This is a genomic window from Streptomyces liangshanensis (assembly GCF_011694815.1).
GTDB classification, from domain to species: domain Bacteria; phylum Actinomycetota; class Actinomycetes; order Streptomycetales; family Streptomycetaceae; genus Streptomyces; species Streptomyces liangshanensis.
This window is the reverse complement of sequence record NZ_CP050177.1, coordinates 5,285,316-5,308,666: the sequence shown is the minus strand read 5'-3', so window position 1 is coordinate 5,308,666 and position 23,351 is coordinate 5,285,316. Positions and strand designations below refer to the sequence as shown.

22 protein-coding genes are annotated in these 23,351 nt (G+C 71.3%); 6 read left to right on the top strand and 16 right to left on the bottom strand.

Annotated features, from left to right (window positions below; all coding sequences use genetic code 11):
- Positions 1–18 precede the first annotated feature (18 nt).
- A complete protein-coding gene (locus HA039_RS23020; RefSeq protein WP_208298691.1) occupies positions 19–489 on the top strand; it encodes a hypothetical protein in 471 nt (156 codons plus the stop codon).
- Here the strand turns inward: HA039_RS23020 and HA039_RS23015 are convergent.
- On the bottom strand, positions 470–2,176 hold the full coding sequence (locus tag HA039_RS23015) for a glycoside hydrolase family 99 protein (protein ID WP_167032963.1): 1,707 nt from the start codon (positions 2,174–2,176) through the stop codon (positions 470–472). The two genes, HA039_RS23020 and HA039_RS23015, sit on opposite strands and share 20 nt — an antisense overlap.
- Before the next feature lie 687 nt (positions 2,177–2,863).
- Between HA039_RS23015 and HA039_RS23010 the strand changes: the two genes are divergently transcribed.
- Both HA039_RS23010 and HA039_RS23005 read left to right on the top strand, forming a co-directional pair.
- Positions 2,864–3,763: a phosphotransferase enzyme family protein gene (locus HA039_RS23010; RefSeq protein WP_167032961.1), complete on the top strand. Its 900-nt coding sequence runs from the start codon at positions 2,864–2,866 to the stop codon at positions 3,761–3,763.
- Between the two features lie 53 nt (positions 3,764–3,816).
- The gene (locus HA039_RS23005) at positions 3,817–4,635 is read left to right on the top strand and encodes a nucleotide triphosphate diphosphatase NUDT15 (protein ID WP_243869674.1); all 819 of its coding nucleotides are present in this window, start codon (positions 3,817–3,819) and stop codon (positions 4,633–4,635) included.
- Here the strand turns inward: HA039_RS23005 and HA039_RS23000 are convergent.
- The 4 genes from HA039_RS23000 to HA039_RS22985 all read right to left on the bottom strand — a co-directional run bounded on the left by HA039_RS23000 (position 4,608) and on the right by HA039_RS22985 (position 7,421).
- Entirely contained in the window at positions 4,608–5,444 is an 837-nt protein-coding gene (locus tag HA039_RS23000; RefSeq protein ID WP_167032957.1) for an SAM-dependent methyltransferase, read from the bottom strand. The two genes, HA039_RS23005 and HA039_RS23000, sit on opposite strands and share 28 nt — an antisense overlap.
- A 93-nt stretch (positions 5,445–5,537) precedes the next feature.
- A complete protein-coding gene (locus HA039_RS22995; protein WP_167032955.1) occupies positions 5,538–5,774 on the bottom strand; it encodes a DUF397 domain-containing protein in 237 nt (78 codons plus the stop codon).
- Positions 5,774–6,634, bottom strand: coding sequence for a helix-turn-helix domain-containing protein (locus HA039_RS22990; protein ID WP_167032953.1), 861 nt, complete (start codon positions 6,632–6,634; stop codon positions 5,774–5,776). The genes HA039_RS22995 and HA039_RS22990 overlap by 1 nt, the downstream gene beginning before the upstream one ends.
- Before the next feature lie 277 nt (positions 6,635–6,911).
- Positions 6,912–7,421 (bottom strand): anthrone oxygenase family protein, encoded by a 510-nt coding sequence (locus HA039_RS22985; protein ID WP_341830034.1) that lies wholly within the window; start codon positions 7,419–7,421, stop codon positions 6,912–6,914.
- 188 nt (positions 7,422–7,609) lie between these two features.
- Between HA039_RS22985 and HA039_RS22980 the strand changes: the two genes are divergently transcribed.
- On the top strand, positions 7,610–8,410 hold the full coding sequence (locus tag HA039_RS22980) for a helix-turn-helix domain-containing protein (RefSeq protein WP_243869672.1): 801 nt from the start codon (positions 7,610–7,612) through the stop codon (positions 8,408–8,410).
- On the opposite strand, the gene HA039_RS22975 is transcribed toward HA039_RS22980, so the two are convergent.
- Together HA039_RS22975 and HA039_RS22970 are read right to left on the bottom strand one after the other, a co-directional pair.
- Complete coding sequence (locus HA039_RS22975) at positions 8,407–9,330, bottom strand: ABC transporter permease (protein WP_167032951.1); 924 nt, start codon at positions 9,328–9,330, stop codon at positions 8,407–8,409. The genes HA039_RS22980 and HA039_RS22975 overlap by 4 nt on opposite strands.
- On the bottom strand, positions 9,327–11,966 hold the full coding sequence (locus tag HA039_RS22970; RefSeq protein WP_167032949.1) for an alpha/beta fold hydrolase: 2,640 nt from the start codon (positions 11,964–11,966) through the stop codon (positions 9,327–9,329). Before HA039_RS22970 ends, HA039_RS22975 begins: the two co-directional genes overlap by 4 nt.
- 308 nt (positions 11,967–12,274) lie before the next feature.
- Between HA039_RS22970 and HA039_RS22965 the strand changes: the two genes are divergently transcribed.
- On the top strand, positions 12,275–13,453 hold the full coding sequence (locus tag HA039_RS22965; protein WP_167032947.1) for a S8 family peptidase: 1,179 nt from the start codon (positions 12,275–12,277) through the stop codon (positions 13,451–13,453).
- Between the two features lie 60 nt (positions 13,454–13,513).
- On the opposite strand, the gene HA039_RS22960 is transcribed toward HA039_RS22965, so the two are convergent.
- From HA039_RS22960 to HA039_RS22935, 6 genes are all read right to left on the bottom strand, one after another.
- Complete coding sequence (locus tag HA039_RS22960; RefSeq protein WP_167032945.1) at positions 13,514–14,116, bottom strand: hypothetical protein; 603 nt, start codon at positions 14,114–14,116, stop codon at positions 13,514–13,516.
- A gap of 76 nt (positions 14,117–14,192) precedes the next feature.
- A complete protein-coding gene (locus HA039_RS22955) occupies positions 14,193–15,173 on the bottom strand; it encodes a bile acid:sodium symporter family protein (protein WP_243870234.1) in 981 nt (326 codons plus the stop codon).
- A 112-nt stretch (positions 15,174–15,285) separates the two neighbouring features.
- Positions 15,286–15,639, bottom strand: a complete 354-nt coding sequence (locus HA039_RS22950; protein ID WP_167021947.1) for a hypothetical protein — start codon at positions 15,637–15,639, stop codon at positions 15,286–15,288.
- Positions 15,640–15,728: 89 nt separating this feature from the next.
- Positions 15,729–16,595 (bottom strand): isocitrate lyase/PEP mutase family protein, encoded by an 867-nt coding sequence (locus HA039_RS22945; protein WP_167032943.1) that lies wholly within the window; start codon positions 16,593–16,595, stop codon positions 15,729–15,731.
- A gap of 282 nt (positions 16,596–16,877) precedes the next feature.
- A complete protein-coding gene (locus HA039_RS22940; protein WP_167032941.1) occupies positions 16,878–17,444 on the bottom strand; it encodes a DUF4291 domain-containing protein in 567 nt (188 codons plus the stop codon).
- The gene (locus HA039_RS22935) at positions 17,444–17,857 is read right to left on the bottom strand and encodes a winged helix-turn-helix transcriptional regulator (protein ID WP_167032939.1); all 414 of its coding nucleotides are present in this window, start codon (positions 17,855–17,857) and stop codon (positions 17,444–17,446) included. Before HA039_RS22935 ends, HA039_RS22940 begins: the two co-directional genes overlap by 1 nt.
- A 106-nt stretch (positions 17,858–17,963) precedes the next feature.
- Here HA039_RS22935 and HA039_RS22930 point away from each other — a divergent pair, with 106 nt between their 5' ends.
- A complete protein-coding gene (locus tag HA039_RS22930; RefSeq protein WP_167032937.1) occupies positions 17,964–18,815 on the top strand; it encodes an alpha/beta fold hydrolase in 852 nt (283 codons plus the stop codon).
- Positions 18,816–18,889: 74 nt separating this feature from the next.
- Here the strand turns inward: HA039_RS22930 and HA039_RS22925 are convergent, their stop codons facing one another.
- The 3 genes from HA039_RS22925 to iolB form a co-directional block, all read right to left on the bottom strand.
- Positions 18,890–20,389, bottom strand: a complete 1,500-nt coding sequence (locus HA039_RS22925) for a CoA-acylating methylmalonate-semialdehyde dehydrogenase (RefSeq protein ID WP_167032935.1) — start codon at positions 20,387–20,389, stop codon at positions 18,890–18,892.
- An 86-nt stretch (positions 20,390–20,475) separates the two neighbouring features.
- Positions 20,476–22,350, bottom strand: coding sequence for a 3D-(3,5/4)-trihydroxycyclohexane-1,2-dione acylhydrolase (decyclizing) (gene iolD, locus HA039_RS22920; RefSeq protein WP_167032933.1), 1,875 nt, complete (start codon positions 22,348–22,350; stop codon positions 20,476–20,478).
- On the bottom strand, positions 22,347–23,345 hold the full coding sequence (iolB, locus tag HA039_RS22915; protein ID WP_167032931.1) for a 5-deoxy-glucuronate isomerase: 999 nt from the start codon (positions 23,343–23,345) through the stop codon (positions 22,347–22,349). The genes iolD and iolB overlap by 4 nt, the downstream gene beginning before the upstream one ends.
- Between the last annotated feature and the right edge of the window lie 6 nt (positions 23,346–23,351).

Sequence of the window (23,351 nt, the reverse complement as noted above, 5' to 3'; positions counted from 1 at the left end):
CCGGGGGATCCTGGGGGCATGCATCTGCCACCGGGTCACGAGCACACCGAGTTGATCGAGGTCGTCCGGCTCAGCGGCGCGCCGATGCCCGACAGCCTGACCGGCGACGGTCTGGAGGTCTGGGCGGCGGACGAGGTCCGGCAGGCCCTGGCGCTGATCGCCGGCCTGCCGGACCGGGACATGCACCGCTGCTTCTTCCCCGGCTGGGGAATCAGGGCGCACGGCGCGGACGGCCCGCTCTTCGAGATCGCCTTCTGTTTCCAGTGCCACAACCTCCGGATGTGGGGACCCGCCGTGCCCGAGGAGCACCGGCGCCTCGTCGGCTTCGACGCGGACAGCCCGCCCGCCCAGGAGCTGCTGCGGCTGTTCCGCGCCTGCGACCGCACCCCTCAGGACGCGACGCCCCAGGACGCGACGCCGCAGGACGTCACGCCACAGGACCCCACATCGAAGGACCCGCCGGGGCGCCCTAGGACGCGTACACGCTGAAGCCCGACAGCTGTCCGGCCGGCCAGCCCGTGTTCCCGGTGAACTGGAGCCGTACGTAACGGGCGTTGGCGGCCGTCGCGAGGGTCACCGTGGTGGTGTTCCCCGACGCGGGGTCGAAGGTGCGGCCCGCGGCGGCCGAAAGGGTGCTGAAGTCCGAGCCGTTGGTGGATCCCAGTACGGCCACGGTCTGCGTACGGCTCCCCCAGGCCGGGTTCGGCGGCAGCGAGAGCACCACACGCTTGACGGCCGACGCCGCCCCCAGGTCGACCTGGATCCATTGCGGGAAGGCGTTGTTGGCGCTCTCCCAGTAGCTCGAACCGTTCCCGTCGACCGCGTTGCCCGCGCCGTAGTTCTGCGTGACGCTGCTGGCCGTGGCGGGCCGGTTCAGCGCGAGGTCACCGGTCGGCTGCGTCGGCCCGCCGCCCCCGGGGAACGGCACGGTGGGCCGTACGGCCGTCAGCGCCAACTGCCCCTTGAGCATGCGCCCGCCGTCGGCGGTGAGCCGGAGGTAGTAGTCGGCGGAGCAGGCCGTCCCGTCCTCGTTCAGCGCACGGATGCCGGACCCCGCGGGCACCTCCGCGCTCGTCTCTGTCGTCTTCGCGATCTGGTTGCCCTCGTTGAACTCGTCGAACATGGAGATGTAGAAGCCCTGCACCCCCACCCGGCAGAGGTTGTAGAACTGACGCCACATCAGCTCGCCGTGCGCGCGGTGCCCCGACTGGAGGTCGCCGGGGATGACGCAGGGCTGGTAGTCGATGCCGCGCGCGTCGCAGTCCGCCTGGTCGGGGGTGTTGAGGTCCCGGTAGAACTGGTCGGCCTGGCTGACGTTGGTGATCCGGCCGACCATCCAGGGCGAGATCATGTCGAACGAGTGGTAGACGTCCAGGAAGCCGGGGCGTGAGTCGTTGATGCCGTTGCGCCAGTGGGTGGGCACCCCGCCGATCACGTAACAGCCCTGCGCCTTGAACCAGTCGACGACGTCCTTGCAGGGCGCGGGCGCGAACGGCCGTCCCGGGTCGTTGAATCCGAAGCCCCAGATGCAGACGACGGGCTTGCCGTTCTGCACGGCGTACGCGCTCGACGCCGTGTACGCCCGCATCTTGGTCGTCCAGTCCTGCTTGATCTCCGACTGCATGTTCGTCCAGTCGGTGACGTCGTACATGATGTAGAACTTCCGGCCGTACGCCTCCGCCGACTGCCGTACCTTCTGGGCCATCCCGTCCCGCGTGGGGCCCTCGGCGCCGAACGGGTTGAAGCGCTGGAGCGCCGCGGTGTCGCAGCCGTTCTCCCGCATCCACCGGAAGTGCGTGTCGACCGTCTGCTGGTCCCAGGACGAGAACAGCGTGGCGCGCTGGCCGTTGCCGAGGTTCGGGTACGCGGTCGGGTAACTCCGCGTGTACTCCCGCATGTCGGGCCACGACACGAGGGTGGTGTTGCTCGGCGACGGCGGCTGCCCGGCGTTCCGGCTGTAGTGCCACCAGCTGTTGATGGGCGCTCCGTCGCCGATGCAGGCGAACCAGCCCTGGTAGCCCACCGTCACCTTGCCGACCACGTCGCCGGGCGGGGAGGCGGCCGGGGCGGTGGGGGCGGCGGCGGCCTGGGTGAGGGTGCCCGGCAGTCCGCCGAGTCCCGCGGTGGCGGTCCCGGCGAGTGCGGACACGATGACGGAGCGTCTGGAGATGGCCATGGGGGATTCCTCGCTGTCGGCTCGGCGTACCGGTCGGGGAGTACGAGCGGCGGCCCGCGTCCCGGCGGACCGCCGCTCGCCGACAACATATGGACATGACAACGCACGGACAAGATGAGTGCGTGCAATTTCTGTACGGCCGATCACAAACTCCTGATCATTCACCGCGAAAAGTCAACGAAACGGCAGGGTCCGGGCTGGGCGCGGACGGGGCACGGGCGAGGTACGGGTGGGCCGCGCGCCCCCGCGAGGCCGCGCCTCGCGCGCGCGATCCGGCCAATCTCCGCCGGGGCCGCCGGGGGCGTGGCCGGACCCGTACCGTCACCCGGACCCAGCCGCGCAATCCCCCGATAGAGTGCCCACCCACCTCACGGGTGGTTCGAACGCACCATCACAGCCGCTGACGCCCACCCCGCACGGGTCCCGGACCCGACTCGAACGTTTGTTCTATGATTCCCCCGGCGCCCCCCGTTACAGGCCCTTGATCAGGGCCGTTGTCCGGGCGCCCGCTCATCACCCCGCGCCCTCCGGAGGAATCATGCGACCTGTCCCCGCTCCCGCCCGCCCTGTTCCCGGTCATCCCGCGTTCGAGAACGGCGGTACGACGCCCCTCGCCGCGGCCCGTCGTGTTGACGTCCCCGCCCGCCGCGCGGCCCTGGCATCACGACCGACACCGGGGAGGGATGCATGAACCTCGCCAAGACACTTCCGCCGCCCCTGCGGGCGTGGGCGGAACGCTCCGTCGGCCCCCTCGGAGCCGTACAGGACGCCTCGCACCCCCGCGCGGACTCGCGGGTCTGGGACATCACGGACGCACAAGGCCGGCACTTCTTCGTCAAACAGTCACCGACACCCGCGTCCTACGCGTGCGAGACGTTCGGCTACCAGTCGGCCGTGCCCGCCCTCGGCTTCGGCGGCGCCCCCCGGCTCGTGGCCAGCGACGCCCGCGACCTGGCGCTGCTCCTGACCGCCGTACCGGGCACCCCGCTCTCCCGGCTCACCCTCACCACGGCCGCGCACCGGTCGGCGCACCGGCAGTTCGGGGCCCTGCTGCGGCGGCTGCACGGCAGCGACAGAATGCCGGGCCCGGGCCGCCGGGCCGCGGCGGAGGCCGTCGAGCACACGGCGACCACGGAGGTCGAGACACATCTCGTACGGGCCGGGGCTCTGCTGACCGGGCACCGGCGGGCGCTCGTACGGCGCGCGGCCGAGCATCTCCTCCAGCTGACCGACCGGCTCGTACCCGCCCACATCCACGGCGACGCGCGGGAACGGAACGCCCTGTGGACGGCCGCGGGATCCGGCCGACTGGCCGTCGTCGACTTCGGGCGGTCCCGGTACGCGCCCGCCGTGCAGGACTTCGTACGGCTGGCCTGCGGTCCCTGGCAGGACCGCCCCGACCTGCGCGACGCCTTCTTCCACGGGTACGGGCGCGACCTCACCGACTCCGAGCGCCAGGCGCTGACGTGTCTGGCCGCGCTCGACGCGGTGAGCGGCCTGGCGTACGGGCCGGCGCACGGGGACGACGAGGTCACGGCGCGGGGAACGCGGACGCTGGAGCGGCTGGAGCGGGGGCTCTTCGTATGAGCGATCACGAGGGGACAGTGACCGACCACGAGGGGTCAGCGCGCGATCGCGCCGTGACCTCGGTCGACACGGCCGGCGGCCCGCCCGACCCCGTCGACCCGGCGCGGCTGCTCCCGCGCCTGGCCGCCGAGATCCCGCCGGGCGGCCGGCTGGAGCTGACCGTACGGACCGGGGAACTCACCCAGGAGCTGTGGGAGGACCTCCTCGTCGAGGCGGGCTTCATCGTGGACGAGATCGTGCCGGTCAGCGTCCTCGACCAGGGCGCTCCGGTGCTCTGCCGGCTGATCCGCGCACGCCGGCGCCTGGCGCTCCCGCGCCCGCGCGTCACCAGCCGGGCGCGCGCCGCGGCGCCGCCCCGGGCGCACTCCACGATCGGCGTCGGCGTGATCGTGCGGAACCGGACCGGCCGCATCCTCCTCGGCCTGCACCGCGGCGGGACGTGGGAGCTGCCGGGCGGCAAGTTGGAGCCCGGCGAGTCCGTCGCCGCGGCGGCCGTGCGCGAACTGCGCGAGGAGACCGGGCTGGGCGCCCAGGAGCGGGACGTGACCGTCTTCGCGATGCTCCACGACACCACGGCCGGCCTCACACGCGTCACGATGGCGGCCGTCGTCACCGCGTACGAAGGGGTCCCGTTCGCGGCGGAGCCGGAGTCGATCGCCGAGTGGCGGTGGGTGGGGACGGACGAGCTGCCCAGCCCGCTGTTCGTACCGTCCGCCCAGATCCTCACCACCTGGCGGCCGGAACTCGACGTCGACCACCCACCGGTCCACCGCCTTCCCCTCGCGCTCGCCGGTGAGCGGGCGGGACAGGGCGGCGGGGTCGGCCGGGCCGTACCGCGACCGGCCTACGGCTTGCGGGCCAGGCCCGCGTAGAGGGAGACCGCACCGTCGGTGGCACCTTCCGGAGGCTCGCCCTCCGGACGCCAGCGGTGCGGGACCTCCACGCCCGGTTCGACGAGGTCGAGGCCGTCGAAGAAGCGGAGGATCTCGTCACGGGAGCGGACCTGCCCGGGGATGCCGTTGCTGTGGTAGACGTCGAGGATCTCCACCCACCGCTCCGGGTCGAAGTCCGGGGTGCAGTGCGAGAGTCCGAGGTAGCTGCCGGAGGGCAGCGCGTCGAGCAGGAACCGTACGGCGTCGTACGGCCGGTCCGTGTCGGGGACGAAGTGGAGCAGCGCGTTCAGCGACAGCGCGACCGGGCGGCTCAGGTCCAGGGTGCGGCGCAGCGGGGCCGACTCGATGATGCTCCGCGGATCCCGGAAGTCGGCGTGGACGAAGGCCGTGCGGCCCTCGGGGGTGCTGTGCATCAGGGCCTCGGCGTGCCGCAGGACGACCGGGTCGTTGTCGACGTAGACGACGCGCGCGTCCGGGGCGGTCTCCTGGGCGACCTGGTGGAGGTTGGGGCTGGCGGGGATGCCCGTACCGATGTCCAGGAACTGGCGGACGCCCGCCTCGCCGGCCAGCCAGCGGGTCGCCCGGTGCATGAACAGCCGGTTGATCGTGGCGGCCGTCCTGGCGCCGGGGGCGATGGCCTCCACGCGGGCGGCGGCCAGGCGGTCGACCTCGTAGTAGTCCTTGCCGCGGAGGAAGTAGTCGTACATACGGGCGGCGTGCGGGCGTGCGGTGTCGAGGTCCGCCGCGCCGTCGAAGTCACCGGCCGGGGGCGGGTCGAGGTCCGTCATGGATCCATCCGTTTCTCGGGCGGCGGCCCTGGCCGGGGTGTCGGCTGAGAGATCGGCTCAAGGATCTGCTCAGAGATCGGCTCGGAGGTCGGCTCAGAGCAGGAAGTCGGCGAGGCCGTTCTTCGCCCCTTCGACGAAGCCCGCCATGGCGGCCACCGTGCAGATCAGCGCGGGACCCGAGGGGTCCGAGGACTGGCGGACCGCGACGCGCCCGCCGTCCACCCGCTTGGCCTCCACACAACTGCCGCCGTTGGGACCGCTCCAGGGCCGCTCCCAGCCCTCGGTCCCGAGGGCGTCGGCCGGCATCCCGTTGAATATGTCCCGGATCATCAGAACTCCTTGCGTATTCCTTGGAGAAAGTCTCTTGTTCCGTCCACCCCCGAGGCCCGGACCGACATGTTGTCCAGAACCTCCAGATAGGCGGCGACATCGGGGCGCTGGTCCATATAGACCGCGCCGGTGAGATTCTCGGTGTAGACGATGTCCGGCAGGTCGACGAGATCGAACCGGAAGAGATGGAACGGTCCGAACGCGCCCAGATGCGGACCGATCGAGAACGGCATGATCTGGAGTGTCACATTGGGCCGGGCGACCACCTCGATCAGCCGGTCGATCTGCCCGCGCATGACGTCCACTCCGCCGACGGGCCGGCGCAACACCGCTTCCTCCATGAGGATCCAGAGAATCGGCGCGTCGGGTTTGGTGAGCAACTGCTGGCGTTTGGCGCGCAGCGCCACGCGCCGTTCGAGCTCGGCGGGATTGCGGGGCGCGCCGGCCCGCAGCACGGCGCGGGCGTAGTCCTCCGTCTGCAACAGCCCTGGTACGTAGTGCGGTTCGTACGTCCTGATCAGACGGGCCTCGTCCTCCAGGCTGACGTAGGCGCTGAACCAGCTCGGCAGGGCGTCGCGGTAACGGTGCCACCAGCCGGGCTTGTTGGCCGCCTTCACCAGCTCGACGAATTCCTCGGCCTCGGCGTCCGCGACACCGTACGCGGCCAGGAGCAGCCGGACATAGGGGAGTTTGAGGCCTACTTCGGAATTTTCCATGCGCCGGACGGTGAGGGGGGTCACGTCCAGGATTCCGGCCGCCGTCTCGCGGGTCACCCGCGCTTTCTCACGCAGAGCACCGAGTCGCTTACCGAGAACCATACGCAGGACCGTGGGAGCGGTTCCCGTACGGGAGTCACTCACGTGCCGCCTCCTGACGCCGACTCATTGCGGCGATTCTGACAGCTGGCCGGGGCACGAACCAGTGCGGTAGGACGCATTCTGAAATTATCAGAGCGATCAGTTGCGAGTGGATAGTCTCAGCCCGCATAGTGAGCGCGTGCCACCCTCCCCATGAACCGCGCCTCGGCGTGAACCATCGGAGTCCGCTGACCGACGCCACGGGGGGCCGGTCAGCGGACTCTGCTGTACGGGGTGCGGGGGTACGGGTACGGCGGCGGGGTCCTGGGATACGGGCGCGTCAGGAGAGCGTCGCGCTGACCACCAGGACGAAGGCCGCCACGGAGAACAGCGTGCGGACGCGGTGGAACGCGTTCCAGCGGCCCTCGAAGGCGAGGCGGGCCGCGCGGGCCGGCGCCGGGGACGACTCCAGGGCGTTGTTGAGCGGGACGTTGCCGCCGATGGTCACCAGGTGGTTGATCACCGCGCACACGAGTCCGGCCACGAGCAGCCACTTCTGGTTGTCCGAGCGGCCGTCGACGGGGACGGCGAGCGCGGCCGCCGGGAAGCCCACGATGGCAAAGAAGGTCAGCAGGAACACCGGGCGCGGCACGTACTGGTTCACCCGGCGCATGGCGGGGACGAACTGCTCATCCGTCAACTGGCCCAGGGCGGGCATGATGCCGGTCTGAAAGATCAGGAAGTAACCCGCGAACAGACCGGTGGATATCGCGGACAGGGCGAGCAGCAAGGTGGCCATGGCGACCATCATGTCGCAGTACGTGGTCACGCCGGTGCGGTTCTTGAGCACTTTTCGAAGACGCGAGCATGCCACTGGCATGGAGTCGCCACTCTCTGAACTGGCACTTGTCACGGAGCGCAATCATGTGCGTACATGGAGTGGCGTACGGCTCCGAGGGGATGCGGGGGTGGTCAGCCGTGGCGGAGGTTTCAGGCGCGGTTCTCAGTCGGTCCGCGCTGTCACTGTCGAAGGGCGTCGTGACGAGGAGCATCACGCAGGCGGGCAAGACGGGCGTGATGGGCGTGGCAGCCATGTCCGCAGGGATGGATCCGCTCAGGACGCCGGGCCGGGCGATCCGGGGCATACGGGAAGTGACGGCCGCGCTCACGGCGTTGGTGCGCTCGGCCCGCCGGGAGTTCCTGATCTTCGACGATCCGGGGAGCTGCCTGGGGCAGGGCATCCCGGAGCAGTTCCTCGAGTTCGCGGACTCGTGCGTGCGGGCGGCGGGTGAGCGGCTGCCGCGGGGTGACGTGCCGGGCGCGGGGGGCGGCTCCGGGGGCCGTGCCCCGGCGCGGGGTCCCGCCGTGACGGTCCGGCGGATCGTGCCGAGGCAGGGCCTGGCGGGGCTGCCGATACCGGCGCCGTGGCCGCTGCCGGGCCGGGCCAGGCAGACGGACTCGATCCCGTTCAAGATGGTCCTGGTGGACCGCGCGGTCGCCGCCGTCCCCCTGGATCTCCAGCTCCACTACAACGGTGTGCTGCTGATCCGTGACCCCGTGATCGTCCAGGCCCTGGTCCGTACGCACCAGTTGTGGTGGGAGACGGGTGAGGAGCTGCCCGCCGACACGCTCTCGATGTCGGCGCCGGGCCTGCTGCCGGAGTCGTTGCGACCGGTGCTGGAGGCGCTGCTCGCGGGCCTCACGGACGAGGCGGCGGCGACGCGCCTGGGCATGTCGGGGCGCACGTACAGCCGGCGGGTGTGCGACCTGCTCACCGCCCTCGGCACGACGAGCCGCTTCCGGGCGGGCGCGGAAGCGGCTCGTCGTGGGTGGATCTAGGACACGATGTCCTTGCGGGAGAAGCCCCGGAAGGCGAGGGCGAACAGCACGACGGCGTACGTCACCGAGATCACCGTGCCCTTGAGCATGCCGCCCCACTCCAGTTGCGGCTGGAGCGCGTCGGCCCAGGCGAACTGCCAGTGCGCGGGGAGGAACTCCCGCCACGACCCGAGCGCGGTCACGGCGTCCAGCACGTTGCCGATGATCGTGAGCCCCACCGCACCGCCGACCGCGCCCAGCGGGGCGTCGGTCTTGGTCGACAACCAGAAGGCGAGCGCCGCCGTGACCAGTTGGGAGACGAAGATGAACACGACCACCAGCGCCAGCCTGGGCGCGGTGTCGGCCGCGGCCAGGGAGCCGCCGGCCGGCAGCTTCAACGACCCCCACCCGTAGGCCACCGTGCCCACGGCCAGGCCGACCAGCGGGAGCAGAACCATCGCCGCCGCGCTCATCGCCAGCGCGACCACCAGCTTGCTCCAGAGCAGCCGGGCCCGCGGCACGGGCGCGGCGAGCAGGTAGCGCAGCGAGGACCAGCTGGCCTCGGAGGCGACGGTGTCGCCGTGGAAGAGCGCGACGGGCACCACGAGCAGGAAGCTCGCCGAGACGAAGAGGCAGGTCGCGGCGAAGTTGGCGCCCGAGGCGGTCGCGGTGTCCATCAGGTTGAGGTGGTCGTCGACCTCCCCGCTGTTGTTGTCGGCGGCGGTGCCACCGACGGCGAAGGCGACGACGAGGACGAAGGGAAGGAGGCCGAGGATGGCGCCCATCACCAGCGTGCGCCGCCGCTTGAGCTGGCGCAGTGCCTCGACGCGGAACGGCAGGGTGTGGCGGGAGCGGTAGCCGGGGGCCGATTCGGTGGCCGGCTCCCCCGCGGGGCCGACGGGCCCGGCGGTTCCGGTGGCCGGTTCGGTCAGCGCGCTCATGCGGTGCCTCCGGAGATCAGGGTGAGGAACGCGTCCTCGAGGCGGCGGTGCGGTCCGACGCTCGTCAGCGACACGTCGAGCCGGACCAGTTCGGTGACGAGCGCGCCCGTCGACAGCGTTCCGCCGAGGGCGACCAGGAGGCCGTTGTCCGTCAGGACGGCGGAGGCGACCCCCGGCATCGCGGTGATCCTCTCCAGGACGGTTTCTGACACCGGCTCGGCGGTCGTGACGAGCAGCGTGTCACCGGAGCCGGTGATCTCGGCGACCGGACCGGCCTGGACCAGCCGGCCCTGGTGCATGACCACGAGATGGGTGCAGGACTGTTCGACCTCGGAGAGGAGGTGACTGGAGACGATGACCGTCCGGCCGCCGGCCGCGTACCTGATCATGACGTCCCTCATCTCGCGGATCTGGGGCGGGTCGAGGCCGTTGGTCGGCTCGTCCAGGATCAGGAGGTCCGGCATACCGAGCATGGCCTGCGCGATGGCGAGCCGCTGGCGCATGCCCTGCGAGTAGGTGCGTACGGCCCGGGAGAGCGCGTCCCCCAGCCCGGCGATCTTCAGGGCCTCCTCGATGTGGGAGTCCTCGACGGGGCGGCCGGTCGCCCGCCAGTACAGCTCCAGGTTCTCGCGTCCCGACAGGTGCGGGAGGAAGCCCGCGCCCTCGACGAACGAGCCGACCCGCGAGAGCACCGGCGCGCCCGGCCGGATCGCGTGGCCGAACACCCGGATCTCACCGGCGTCCGGGGCGATGAGCCCCATCAGCATGCGCAGGGTGGTGGTCTTGCCGGCGCCGTTGGGGCCCAGCAGGCCGAGCACCTGGCCCTTCTCGACCTGGAAGGAGAGGTCACGGACGGCGTAGCGGTCGGCGGACTTGGCGTAGCGCTTGGTCAGGCCGGTGATCAGGAGGGGCACGGCGGCGAGTGCCGGGTCGGGCGCGGGCGCGTCGGTGCGGCGCCTGGCCGTGAGGAGGAGGCCGGCGGCGACGAGGAGGCCGATGACCGGGAATCCCCAGACCCACCAGGGCGTCCCGGCGGCGGCGGTGATGAGGCCGGGCACGGTCGGGACGGTCAGCGGGCTGTCCACGGAGACCCGGTAGGTGGCGGGGGCGACCGGGGAGGCGAAGCCGAGGTCGGTGGCGGCGACGACGACCCGGAGCCGGTGGCCGGCGTCGACCTCGTGGTCGACGGCGGGCATGGTCAGCTCGACGGCCTTGCCCTGGCGGGCGCCCTCGACCCTGACAGGTGCGACGAGTTGGGAGGGCAGGACCTGCTGTCTGCCGTCGGGGCCGACGTCGTAGACCTTGCCGAAGAGCACGGCATCCCCGGTGTCGGAGGTGACGGTGACCCGGACGGTCGGGGAGCCGGTGATCCGCAGCGCCTCGCCGAGCGGCCGGGAGTCGAAGCTCGCGTACTGACCGGGGAAGTCGAGGGAGAACCCGAGGCCGAACGAGGACAGTTGGGAGAGTCCGCCGCCGAGACCGGGGACGGTGGAGATGGCGGGCGGGCTGGCCCCCGGCGGGTTGTGGAAGGTCTGGGCGCGGCCGCGCAGCGGCACGTCGGTGCCGCCGCTCTCCAGGCCTGGGTAGCGGGTGCTGCTCGCGCCGCGCAACACGGCCACGCCGTCGGTGGAATCGACGCCGCCGGTCCGGGTGACGCGGAACGCGGGTCCGGTGTCGGCGCCCTTGTCGTCCTTGAGGTAGCGGTCGAACCACGACGTGATCCGGCTCTGGACGCGTCCGGTCTCGGGGTCGCCGCCGTCGTGGCCGCCCTGCTTCCAGTCGACGTCGACCGGCGCGCCGTTGGCGCTGATGGCCTTCGCCATCGCGTCGGCCTGGCCGAGGGGGAAGAGCGAGTCGCTCTGTCCCTGGACGATCAGCGCGGGTACGTCGATGCGGTCGCCGACGGCGGAGGGGCTGCGCTGTTCGAGCAGGGTACGGGCGGCGGCGTCCGGGGTGCCGGAGACGGCGACCCGCTCGTACATGTCGCAGAGTTGCTTCTCGTAGGAGGCGCAGCCACCGCCGCCCGCGGAGAAGAAGATGCCGGCCCAGAGCTTCTTGAAGACCCCGTCGGGGAAGAGGGCGTCGGCGAGGTTCCAGTAGGTGATCTGGGGGGCGATCGCGTCGACCCGCTTGTCGTGGCCCGCGGCGAGCAGCGAGACCGCGCCGCCGTACGACTGCCCGGTCATCCCGACCCGGGGGTCGCCCGCCTTGTCGAGCTCCACCTCCGGCCGCTTCGCCAGCCAGTCGATCATCCGGGACACGTCCTTGACCTCACGGTCGGGGTCGTTGAGCCCGATCTTGCCGGTGGACTTCCCGAAGCCGCGCGCCGACCAGGTCAGGACGGCGAAACCGTTGCGGGCCAGGCTCTCCGCCTGCGCCCGTACGTCGTCCTTGTCGCCGCCGAAGCCGTGCCCGATCAGCACGGCGGGTCTGCGCCCGGTGCCGCTGGTGAAGTACGAGGTGTCGATGGTGGCGCCGGGCATCTGCATGATCTGGTCTTGCCGGCGCACGGTGGGCTCTTCGCCGGACGCGACGGCGGTCCAGGTGCCGGCGCCTACCAGCACCAGGACGGCGGCCGCGCCCGCGAGCCAGCGTGCACGCGGCCGGGGCCCGCGACGTGGGGGTGGGGTCTCCATACAGGAACCCTAAGCGCGCCTTGGGGAATCCGCCGCTGACGCCGGTCTGAGCCGGATGACCTCCTTTGGTATTACGTCACGGCGCCGCCGTACAGCAGCCGTAGTAGTGATGGCGCGCAAACGGCGGCCGATATTCGCGTCTTGTGCGCCCCCCGGCCGCGCGAGACGCTGGCGCGCATCCCCACCCCGTACGTCACGCACCTTGCGGCGCCCCAGGCCCGCGCAGCACGTATCCCGCACCACGTATCCCGCACCCCGCACCCCGTACTTGCCCGCAATCCGGACAACGAAAGGTCAGGTGCACGACAATGCCCTCCTCTGTCCGCCGCTTCGGCGCGCTGATCCCCGTGATCGCCCTCGCCGCCGGCCTCCAGTTCGCCGCGGCCCCCGCCGCCCAGAGCGCGCCCACCGGCGAGGTCCGTCTCGCCGCCGCCGGGACGGCGGTCCAGAACAGCTGGATCGTGGTCCTCAAGGACGGTTCCACCAGCGCTGCGGATCTCGGCGCCACCCCCCAGCACGTCTACCGCACGGCGCTCAAGGGTTTCTCCACGACGATGTCCACGGCCTCGGCGCGGAAGCTGGCCGCCGACCCGCGTGTGTCGTACGTCGAGCAGAACGCGACCGTCCAGCTCAACGCCACGCAGGCGAACCCGACCTGGGGCCTCGACCGCGTCGACCAGCGTGACCTGCCGCTGTCGGCCTCGTACACGTACAACACGACGGCGTCGAACGTGAACGCGTACATCATCGACACCGGGATCCGGACCTCGCACAGCGAGTTCGGCGGCCGGGCGTCGGTCGGTACGGACACCGTCGGCGGCGGTCAGAACGGCCAGGACTGCCAGGGCCACGGCACGCACGTCGCGGGAACGGTCGGCGGCGGTACGTACGGGGTCGCGAAGGGCGTCAAGCTCATCGCCGTACGGGTCCTGAACTGCCAGGGGTCCGGTACGACGGCCGGGGTCGCCGCCGGCATCGACTGGGTGACGGCCAACGCCGTGAAGCCCGCCATCGCCAACATGAGCCTGGGCGGCGGCGCGGACACCGTCCTCGACAACGCGGTGCGAAGGTCGATCGCCAGCGGCATCACGTACGCGATCGCCGCGGGCAACGGCAACGCCTTCGGCACTCCGCAGAACGCCTGCAACTACTCGCCCGCGCGGGTCGCGGAGGCGATCACCGTGGGAGCGACGGACAGCGCCGACCGCCGGGCGTCGTTCTCCAACTTCGGTACGTGCCTCGACCTGTTCGCACCGGGCGTGAGCATCACGTCGGCCTGGCGGACGAGCGACACCGCCACGAACACGATCTCCGGCACCTCGATGGCCACCCCGCACACCGCGGGCGTGGGCGCGCTGTACCTGGCGACGCACCCGACGGCGACCCCGCAGCAGGTCAGGGACGCGCTGGTGGCCGGCGCGACGAACAACAAGGTCATCGATCCGCGCACGGGCTCGCCGAACAAGCTGCTGTACTCGCTGTTCTGAGCCCGCCCCGGCCGTTCACCCCGAAGGACCCGCCTTTCGCGCGGGTCCTTCGGGGCACGGTCAGGCGTCGATGCCTGTCGGCTCGGCGGCCTCGGGGACCCGGCTGCTGAGCCGGCGGAGGCGGCCGAGCTTCGGCCGGATTCGGGAATCGAGACTCCACGTGGCGCCGGCGACCGCGTAGAAGAGCGCCAGCGACGCGAAGACATAGCCGATCGACGTGCCCGGATCGGTCGTCCCGGGGCTCCAGGGAAGGCCGAAGGCCTCGGCGGACGACCAGATCCCGAGGGAGAAGATCGCACTGCCCACGAAGACCAGGTTGCTGAACGCGCCGAAGATCAGACCGAGCGCGATCAAGCTCTCCACGATCGCGGTGCCGACGGCGAACAGCATGGGGTGGGCGGAGCCCACGGTGTTCCAGAAGTCGAGCCACTGATGGATGACGGGCGTGTGCACGGTCGCGGCCGCGCCCAGGTCCGCGCCGATGGTCTGCCCGTGAATGAAGCCGGGCAGCCACTTGAACGTGGCGTCGGCGGCCCAGAGGAGGCCGAAGCCGATCCGCACGACGGCGGCGCCGTGGAGTCTGCGCAGCCCTGGGGACGAGGGATGCGGAGTCCGCGTGGATCCCAGCGGTCCTGGCGCTGGGGGCCGGGTCAGAGTTGCCATGGGGCATATCCGTTCGAGAGCGGTATATGTTGCTAATTCAACCAGTACACCCCTTATGTGCCATCTGTGTGAACTTTCACGTAAAAGAGTCCTTGACTCGTCGCAGATCCTCCCCGCAGGGAAAGCCGGGGGCGGGTGAGAGTGGGGGCACGCGGGACCAGCGGTTCGCGATCACCGAGCAGACCGCGAGCTGGAGTTGGTGGTAGAGCATCAGGGGCAGGATCACGAGCCCGGCCGATCCCCCGAACAGCACCGCCGCCATGGGCAGTCCCGTCGCGAGGCTCTTGTTGGAGCCGCAGAACACGACGGTGACACGGTCCTCCCGGCCGAATCCCAGCCGCCGCGCCGCGAAGGACGTGGTGCTGAGGGCCACGGCCAGCAGGAGTGCGGTCAGGCAGAACAGGGCGATCAGCCGGCCAGGGGTCACCTGGTGCCAGATGCCCTGGGCCATGCCCCTGCTGAACGCCGTGTAGACCACGAGGAGGATCACTCCCCGGTCCAGGACGCCGAGCGTCTTCTTGTGGCGGCCGACGAACGCGCCGATCCAGCGGCGCGCCAACTGCCCCGCCAGGAAGGGCAGCAGCAGTTGGCCGGCGATGGACAGCAGCCCGTGGGGCGAGAATCCGACCTCGGAGCCGACGAGCCAGGCGGCCAGCAGCGGGGTGGCGATCATCCCGAACAGGCTGGAGTACGTGCCCGCGCAGACGGCTGCCGGGACGTTGCCCCGCGCGGTGGAGGTCAGCGTGATGGACGACTGGATGGTCGAGGGGACCACACAGAGGAAGAGCAGGCCGAGGTAGAGCCGCTCACCGAGGAGGTGGGGGACGAAGAGGCCCGCCGCCAGCCCGAGGAGCGGGAAGAGCACGAAGGTGCTGGCCCCCACGGTGAGGTGGAGCCTCCACTGCCGCAGACCGTCCACCACCTCGCGGGTGGAGAGCCGCGCGCCGTACAGGAAGAACAGCAGGGCGATGGCGACGTCCGCCGTGCCCTCCGCGACCGTGGCGCCCCGGCCGGTGGCGGGCAGGAGCACGGCCAGCCCGACCGTACCGAGGAGCATCGCGACGTACGGGTCGACCAGCTTCGGCAGGCGGCGCGGCCGGGAGGCGCCCGGGGGCGAGGGTTCGGGGCGCGCGGCCGGGGGTTCGGGGCGCGGGGCCGGCGACGTCATCTCACTCACTGCCCTCGCCCTGCCAGGGTGGATGCCCGACCGCGGCCGTGCCGGGACCGGGCTCCTCCTGGGACTGTACGTCGATGGCGCCGCCGCCCCCGTCGTGGTCGCTGCCCGCCGTGCCCTTGCTGCGGAACAGCGTGTTGAAGGTCCGGTCGACTTCAAGGATCGAGTCCCGGGACGAGTTGTCGACCACCAGCAGCCCGATGGTCTGGCCGGGCCGCGCCCGGTCCTCCGACTCGTCATCGTCGTCGTCGCCGTCGGCCTCGGCGAGGGACTGGGGGGCGACGGGAGGGGGCGCCGTGTCGGCGGCGTGCGCGGCGACCGTGCCGCACAGCAGGCTCGCGGTCGCCATGACGAGGAGTCCGGTCGCGGACGCCAGGGTGAGGGCGCCGCCCGGCTCGCCGGGGAGACCTGGGCGGCCGCCGCGGGATCGTAACGGATTCACAGGGCCGAGACCGGCGCGCGGCGCTCGTGGTGCCTGCTGATGTTCTTCTCCAGCAGTTCCGTCGCGGCTTTCACCCCGACGGCGCCGGTGTGGGCCATCGCCGGGAGCCGGCCGTCGGCCGCTTTCAGTTCGAGCAGCGCGCTGTCGATCGCGCTGTGCGCGGCGAAAAGGCACGGGGTGCTGTAAATGGCGACGTCGACGGCGAGGTCGGTCAGTTCCGTGAGGGAAAGGCGCGGCGACTTCCCGCCGGCGATCTGGTTGAACAGCAACGGTTTGCCGCCGACGACCTCGCGAATGCGGCTGATCCATTCCACGCTGCGGACCCCGTCGACAAGAACGACGTCCGCGTCCGTCTCCGCCAGCGCGGCGGCCCGCCGGATGATCTCGGATTCCTCGGTGGCGTCGGTACGCGCGACGACAAGGAGGTCCTGGCGGCTCTCCAGCACGAGGTCGAGCTTCTCCAGGTACTCCTCCAGGGGCAGGATCTGCTTCCCGTCCGCGTGCCCGCACCTGCGGGGTCTCTTCTGGTCCTCCAGGATCACGCCCGACGCCCCGGCCCGCTCCAGGCGTTGCACCACGTGGCAGGCCACTTCGGGGTCCACGTACCCGTCGTCGATGTCGACCAGCAGGTGGTGGGTGGGGAACGCCAGGCGCAGCCGCTCGGTGAACTCGACCATGTCGGGCCACGCGATGAACCCGATGTCCGGCAACCCGTAGTGCGAGGCGGCGAAACCGAATCCGGAGACGAAGAATCCGTCGTAGTGCTGGGCCGCGATGGAGGCCGAATACATGTCGTAGATCCCGATGAGGGGTGTCGTCCCGGGCGCCCCGACGGCCTCGCGTAAGTTCGTTCCGTACTGCATGCGCTCTCCTCAGTCAAGAACGCGGCCGCGCGTCGGCCGACGTCTCTGATCTCAAATGTTCCAGAGATTCAAGGAGTAGTAAAACAAATCGGGAAGGCAGTACCCGTTTGATCAAATGCAGCAGGTCACAGGGACATCCGTGACTTTACTATGTCCTTACGATACGCCTCGGAAGTTTCGTTTCTCTGCTACTCCGAACGGGGCGCCCGAGGAGCGTGAAGAATATTATCCGCGATGCGCCGTCACGAAAGGCAATGCCTAGCGGCGCCGAAGGTCTCGTACTTACGGATACGGAGTCTCCACCGGCAACAGCGCACCGGCGCCCTCCACTTCACCCGCCCGCACCAACTCGTGCACCCGCCGGGCGAGCGGCGTCACGTCCGTGATGCCCACGGTCCACTCGTCCGCGTACCGCCGCGCCGCTTCCCCCACCAGCCCGAGCTGCAACGAACGGTACGGCAGCGCGGAGAGCCGCAGATCCCGCTCCGGATCCCACTGCACCCGCGCGGGCGCCCGCTTCAACTCCCGCTTCCACGAGGCCTGGTCGGCATACACCCGCCGGTCGTACCGCGCCGGACACGCATGCCGCAACGCCCAGTCGAACCCCTCCCGCGAGATCTCCACGGCGAGAACGGTCTCCTGGCCCTCCTTGAGACCCCACCCGCAGCGGTACATCATCCACAGGAACGACGGCTTGACCCACGTCATCCGGTCCCGCTTCCAGACCTCGGGAAACCGCCCGTCGCGGGCGGCGGGCAGCCCGATGGCCGGCGCGTACGCCTGGTAGACGGTGATCGTGTCAGCGGTGTGCAGCGCGCGGATCCGGTTCGGGGGCGTCCCGGGCGGCATCAGTGTTCCCCGAGCGGGGACAGGACGGGGGCCGGCTCGTCGGCGAGTTGGTTGCTGCGGTCGATCTCCGGCATGTGTGTCTCGGCCCAGTCCCGCAGTGCGGAGAGCGGTCCTTCGAGGGACAGGCCCAGTTCGGTGAGCCGGTAGTGGACGGCGGGCGGCACGGTGGGTTCCACGCGGCGCGCGACCAGGCCGTCGCGGACCAGGCTCTGGAGGGTGACGGACAGCATCTTCTGCGAGATGCCGGGGATACGGCGGCGCAGTTCCGCGAAGCGAATCTCGTCCGGCGCCTCCTCGGCCAGCACCTTGACCACCATCGACGTCCACTTGGTGCCGATACGGTCGAGCAATTGGCGGACCGGGCAGAGCGGATCCAGCAGATCGCCGCGCTCACCGGGCCTCGACGTGGTCACCCCGGGCTCACCACCTGAAGGGAAAGTGCCGTCTTGGGCGGCCCAGCCTAGTCCCCTAGCGTGACCTGGTCACCCTTCCTCACCCCACCCCAACGGGAGCCTTTCCATGCCCGAACTGCGGCGCGTCCCCGTCAACGGCGTCGAACTCAACGTCGCCCTCGCCGGATCGGGCCCGGCCGTCCTGCTGTTGCACGGCTTCCCGCACACCTGGGAGCTGTGGACGGACGTCATGGCCGGCCTGTCCGACCACTACCGCGTCATCGCACCGGACCTGCGCGGGTTCGGCGCGAGCGGCCCGGCCGCCACCGGCTACGACGCGGGCACCCTCGCCAAGGACGCCGCGGCGCTCCTCACCGCGCTCGGCGTGTCCTCGGCCGCGGTGGTGGGCATCGACGCGGGTACGGCTCCGGCCTTCCTCCTCGCGCTGCGCCGCCCCGGGCTCGTCCGGCGCCTGGTCGTCATGGAAGCCCTCCTGGGCACGCTGCCCGGCGCCGAGGACTTCCTCGCCGGCGGGCCGCCGTGGTGGTTCGGCTTCCACTCCGCCGCGCAGGGTCTCGCCGAGACCGTGTTGGAGGGCCACGAGGCCGACTACGTCGACTGGTTCCTGCGCGCCGGCACGCTCGGCGACCGGGTGCGCCCCGCCCTCCGGGACGCCTTCGTCCACGCGTACACCGGCCTCGAGGCGTTGAGCCGCGCGTTCTCGTACTACCGGGCGCTGCCCGAGAGCGCCGCACAGATCGAACAGGCGGTCACCACGTCCCGCCTGACGGTCCCGACGATGGCACTGGGCGCCCACCCGGTCGGCACCGCCCTGGAACGCCAACTCCGCCCACTCACCGACAACCTCACGGGCCACGTCATCGAGGACTGCGGCCACATCATCCCCCTGCACCGCCCCCGCGCCCTGCTCACGCTACTGCGCCCGTTCCTGGCCACCGAGACCGCGACACCCGCGTGACGGTGGGATGAACTGGCAACCCCCGCCGGGAAGTTGAGTGCACCGGCGGGGGCGGCCTGTAAGGGTGCGAGGCGTCAGTGGTTGCGGGGGAAGCCCAGGTCCACGCCTGCCGGGGTCTCCGACGGGTCCGGCCAGCGGGTGGTGACCACCTTGCCGCGCGTGTAGAAGTGCACGCCGTCGTTGCCGTAGATGTGGTGGTCGCCGAAGAGGGAGTCCTTCCAGCCGCCGAAGGAGTGGTAGCCCACGGGGACGGGAATCGGTACGTTCACGCCGACCATGCCCGCCTCGACCTCCAGCTGGAAGCGGCGGGCGGCGCCACCGTCGCGGGTGAAGATCGCCGTGCCGTTGCCGAACGGCGAGGCGTTGATCAGGGCGATGCCCTCCTCGTACGTCTCCGCGCGGAGCACCACCAGGACCGGGCCGAAGATCTCGTCGCGGTACGCGTCGGAGTCGGTGGAGACCTTGTCGAGGAGGGACAGGCCGATCCAGTGGCCGTCCTCGAAGCCCTCGACCGTGTGGCCCGTGCCGTCGAGGACGACCTCCGCGCCCTGGGCCGCGGCGCCCGTGACGTACGAGGCGACCTTGTCGCGGTGGGCCTTGGTGATCAGCGGGCCCATCTCGGAGGCGGGGTCGTTGCCGGGGCCGATGACGATCTTCTCGGCGCGCTCGCGGATCTTGTCGACCAGCTCGTCGCCGATCGCGCCGACCGCCACGACGGCCGAGATGGCCATGCAGCGCTCACCCGCGGAGCCGTACGCCGCCGAGACCGCCGCGTCCGCCGCCGCGTCCAGGTCGGCGTCGGGCAGGACCAGCATGTGGTTCTTGGCGCCGCCGAGGGCCTGGACCCGCTTGTGGTTCGCGGAGGCGGTCGTGTGGATGTGGCGGGCGATGGGGGTGGAGCCGACGAAGGAGACCGCCGCGATGTCCGGGTGGGCCAACAGCGCCTCCACCGCGACCCGGTCGCCGTGCACCACGTTCAGCACGCCGTCGGGCAGCCCGGCCTCGGAAGCCAGCTCGGCCAGGAGGTTGGCGGCCGACGGGTCCTTCTCGCTGGGCTTGAGGACGAAGGTGTTGCCGCAGGCGACGGCCAGCGGGAACATCCACATCGGCACCATCGCCGGGAAGTTGAAGGGCGTGATGCCCGCGACGACACCCAGCGACTGGCGGATCGAGGACACGTCGACCCGGTTGGACACCTGGGTGGACAGCTCGCCCTTGAGCTGCGTGGTGATCCCGCAGGCCAGCTCCACGATCTCCAGGCCGCGCGCGACCTCGCCGAGCGCGTCGGAGTGGACCTTGCCGTGCTCGGCGGTGATCAGCGCGGCCAGGTCGTCGCGGTGGGCGTCGAGGAGCGCGCGGTAGCGGAAGAGGATGCCCGTCCGCTGGGAGAGGGACGACGTGCCCCAGGTCGCGTACGCGGCTTTCGCGACGGCGACCGCCGCGTCCACCTCCTCGGTGGAGGCCAGCGCGACCTGGGTCGTGACGGCTCCGGTGGCCGGGTCCGTGACGGGACCCCAGTTGCCCGAGGCGCCCTCGACGGTCTTGCCACCGATCCAGTGGTGGACGGTCTTCATTGCGTTACTCCCTCAGAAATCGCGCTCACAGGACGCACTGCTCGCAGGACGCGCTCACAGATCGCGGCCACGGCTCGTGCTCGTGCTCACAGGTGGCGGCGCCGGGCCCGGGTGTGCCGGTCGTACTCCTCGCGGGCCTTGACCGCCGCCGCGCGGGTCGCGGTCTCGGCCACGGGAACATCCCACCATGCCTGGGCCGGTGGCACGCCCGACACAGTGTCTGCGGTTTCGGTCTCCACGTAGACACATGTGGGGCCCTCGGCGGCCCGCGCCTCCGCGAGTGCTTCGCGCAGGTCACGTACGGTCTTGGCGCGGATCACCCGCATCCCCAGCGAGGCCGCGTTGGCGGCGAGGTCGACGGGCAGCGGGGACCCGGTGAACGTGTCGTCCGCGGCCCGGAAGCGGTACGCCGTACCGAACCGCTCCGCGCCGACCGACTCCGAGAGGCCGCCGATCGAGGCGTACCCGTGGTTCTGGACGAGGACGACCTTGAGGGGCAGCCGCTCCTGGACGGCCGTGACGATCTCGGTCGGGTTCATCAGGTACGTACCGTCGCCGACCAGCGCCCAGACGGGCCGTCCGGGGGCGGCGAGTTGGACGCCGATGGCCGCCGGGATCTCGTATCCCATGCAGGAGTAGCCGTACTCGACGTGGTACTGGTCGCGGGAGCGGGCCCGCCACAGCTTGTGGAGGTCGCCGGGGAGCGAACCGGCCGCGTTGATCACGATGTCCTCGTCCGTCACCAGCGCGTCCAGCGCGCCGAGGACCTGGGCCTGGGTGGGCCGGGTCAGCTCCTCGTCGGTGGACAGGGCGGCGTCGACGCGGTGCTCCCAGCGCTCCTTGTCCTCGCCGTACTCCACCGCGTAGGCGGGGTCGACGCGGTGGCCGGCGAGGCCCGCGGTCAGCTCTTCCAGGGCCGTACGGGCATCCGCGACCAGCGGGTCGGCGGCCAGCTTGTGGGCGTCGAAGCCGGTGACGTTGATGTTGAGGAAGCGGACGCCGGGGTGGGCGAACAGGGTGGCGGACGCGGTCGAGAAGTCCGACCAGCGGGTGCCGACGCCGATCACCAGGTCAGCGGTCCTGGCCAGTTCGTCGGCGGTGGCGGTGCCGGTGTGGCCGATGCCGCCGACGTCGGCGGGGTGGTCGAAGCGCAGGGAGCCCTTGCCGGCCTGGGTGGAGGCGACGGGCACCCCGGTCGCGTCGGCGAACGCGGCGAGCGCGTCCTCGGCGCGGCTGTGGTGGACCCCGCCGCCCGCGACGAGCAGCGGACGGCGCGCTTCCCGTACGAGCCGGACGGCCTCGGCCAGTTCGTACGGATCGGGCGCCTGGCGGCGCACGCGCCAGACGCGCTCGGCGAAGAACTCCTCCGGCCAGTCGAACGCCTCCGCCTGGACGTCCTGCGGCAGCGCGAGCGTGACCGCGCCGGTCTCGGCCGGGTCGGTGAGCACGCGCATCGCGGCGAGCGCGGCCGGGATCAGCGCCTCGGGGCGGCTGACGCGGTCGAAGTAGCGGGAGACGGGCCGCAGGGCGTCGTTGACGGTGACGTCCCCCGAGGAGGGGGCTTCGAGCTGCTGGAGGACGGGGTCGGCGGGGCGGGTGGCGAAGGTGTCGCCGGGGAGCAGCAACACGGGCAGGCGGTTGATGGTGGCGAGGGCGGCGCCGGTGACGAGGTTGGTGGCGCCGGGGCCGATGGAGGTGGTCACGGCGTGCGCGGACAGGCGGTTGCTCTGGCGGGCATACCCCACCGCGGCGTGCACCATGGCCTGTTCGTTTCGTCCCTGCAAGTACCTCATGTCGGCGCGGGACTCGACAAGGGCTTGGCCGATACCCGCCACGTTGCCGTGCCCGAAGATGCCCCAGGTGGCAGGGATCAGCCGCTGCCGGTGGCCGTCCCGCTCGCTGTACTGCCGGGCGAGGAACGTGACCAGCGCTTGGGCGACGGTGAGACGGCGCGTGCTCATCGGGGGTCCTCCTCGACTCGGTTTCCGGCGGGGGTCGCGCGGGGCGCGGTGGCGTGCGGTTCGCCGCTCGGCGCGGCGGGGGCCTCGTACAGCGGCAGGCGGGGGTCGACGGGCTGGTCCGGCCAGGTCCCGCGGATCCAGCCGTGCTCGGGATGGTCCCGGATCAGCCACTCCCGGGACGCGCCGGGCCCCGCCATCACGTTGAGGTAGTACATGTCCCGGCCGGGCGCGGCGATGGACGGGCCGTGCCAGCCGTCCGGGATGAGGACGGTGTCACCCGTACGGACCTCGGCGAGGACGTCCGTACCGCCGGGGCGGGAGGGCGAGACGCGGTGGTACCCGAGCCCGTCGGTGCCGGCCTCGGTGCTCCCGGTGCTCCCGGTGCTCCCGCCCGGGTCGATCTCGAAGTAGTAGATCTCCTCCAGCTCGGATTCGACGCCGGGGGTGTGCTCGTCGTGCTTGTGCGGCGGGTACGACGACCAGTTGCCGCCCGGGGTGAGCACCTCGACCGCGATGAGCCGGTCGCACTCGAAGACGCCGGCGGCGGCGAAGTTGTTCACCTGGCGGGAGCAGTTCCCCGCGCCGCGCAGCTCGACCGGAACCTCCGGCGCGGGGCCGTAGCGAGCGGGGAGTCGTCGCTCGCACTTCGCTCCTGCCAGGGCGAAGCGGCCTCCCGCACCGGAGGCGATCTGCGCATGGGCATCGCGCGGTACGTACGCGAAGTCGGTGACCCCGCCGAACACGCTTTCCCTGCCCAGCAGTTCAAAAAACTCGCCCTGCGTGTGCACCGTACAACCGCCGGTGAGCGGAAGCACGATCCATTCGCTGTCCCCCGTGGCCAGGGTGTGGGAACCGCCCGGGGGCAGCTCCAGGATCCGCAGCGCGCTGTGGGTCCAGCCGGCCCGCTCGGGGTCGATGTCCAGCGCGTAGGGTCCGCGCGCCGCACCGCCCGCCCTCACGTGGCGGTCGGACAACCGGTCGTGATGGTTCGTCATGGGGTG

Coding starts and splice junctions, on each gene's coding strand:
- HA039_RS23010 (WP_167032961.1), top strand. CDS start 2,864: ATGAACCTCGCCAAGACACTTCCGCCGCCCCTGCGGGCGTGGGCGGAA.
- HA039_RS23020 (WP_208298691.1), top strand. CDS start 19: ATGCATCTGCCACCGGGTCACGAGCACACCGAGTTGATCGAGGTCGTC.
- HA039_RS22955 (WP_243870234.1), bottom strand. CDS start 15,173: ATGCTCCTCGGTACGGTCGGGCTGGCCGTGCTCCTGCCCGCCACCGGC.
- HA039_RS22965 (WP_167032947.1), top strand. CDS start 12,275: ATGCCCTCCTCTGTCCGCCGCTTCGGCGCGCTGATCCCCGTGATCGCC.
- iolD (WP_167032933.1), bottom strand. CDS start 22,350: ATGAGCACGCGCCGTCTCACCGTCGCCCAAGCGCTGGTCACGTTCCTC.
- HA039_RS22940 (WP_167032941.1), bottom strand. CDS start 17,444: ATGCCGCCCGGGACGCCCCCGAACCGGATCCGCGCGCTGCACACCGCT.
- HA039_RS22975 (WP_167032951.1), bottom strand. CDS start 9,330: ATGAGCGCGCTGACCGAACCGGCCACCGGAACCGCCGGGCCCGTCGGC.
- HA039_RS22930 (WP_167032937.1), top strand. CDS start 17,964: ATGCCCGAACTGCGGCGCGTCCCCGTCAACGGCGTCGAACTCAACGTC.
- HA039_RS23015 (WP_167032963.1), bottom strand. CDS start 2,176: ATGGCCATCTCCAGACGCTCCGTCATCGTGTCCGCACTCGCCGGGACC.
- HA039_RS22960 (WP_167032945.1), bottom strand. CDS start 14,116: ATGGCAACTCTGACCCGGCCCCCAGCGCCAGGACCGCTGGGATCCACG.
- HA039_RS23000 (WP_167032957.1), bottom strand. CDS start 5,444: ATGACGGACCTCGACCCGCCCCCGGCCGGTGACTTCGACGGCGCGGCG.
- HA039_RS22970 (WP_167032949.1), bottom strand. CDS start 11,966: ATGGAGACCCCACCCCCACGTCGCGGGCCCCGGCCGCGTGCACGCTGG.
- iolB (WP_167032931.1), bottom strand. CDS start 23,345: ATGACGAACCATCACGACCGGTTGTCCGACCGCCACGTGAGGGCGGGC.
- HA039_RS22995 (WP_167032955.1), bottom strand. CDS start 5,774: ATGATCCGGGACATATTCAACGGGATGCCGGCCGACGCCCTCGGGACC.
- HA039_RS22925 (WP_167032935.1), bottom strand. CDS start 20,389: ATGAAGACCGTCCACCACTGGATCGGTGGCAAGACCGTCGAGGGCGCC.
- HA039_RS22950 (WP_167021947.1), bottom strand. CDS start 15,639: ATGGCGACCGCGAGCCTGCTGTGCGGCACGGTCGCCGCGCACGCCGCC.
- HA039_RS22945 (WP_167032943.1), bottom strand. CDS start 16,595: ATGCAGTACGGAACGAACTTACGCGAGGCCGTCGGGGCGCCCGGGACG.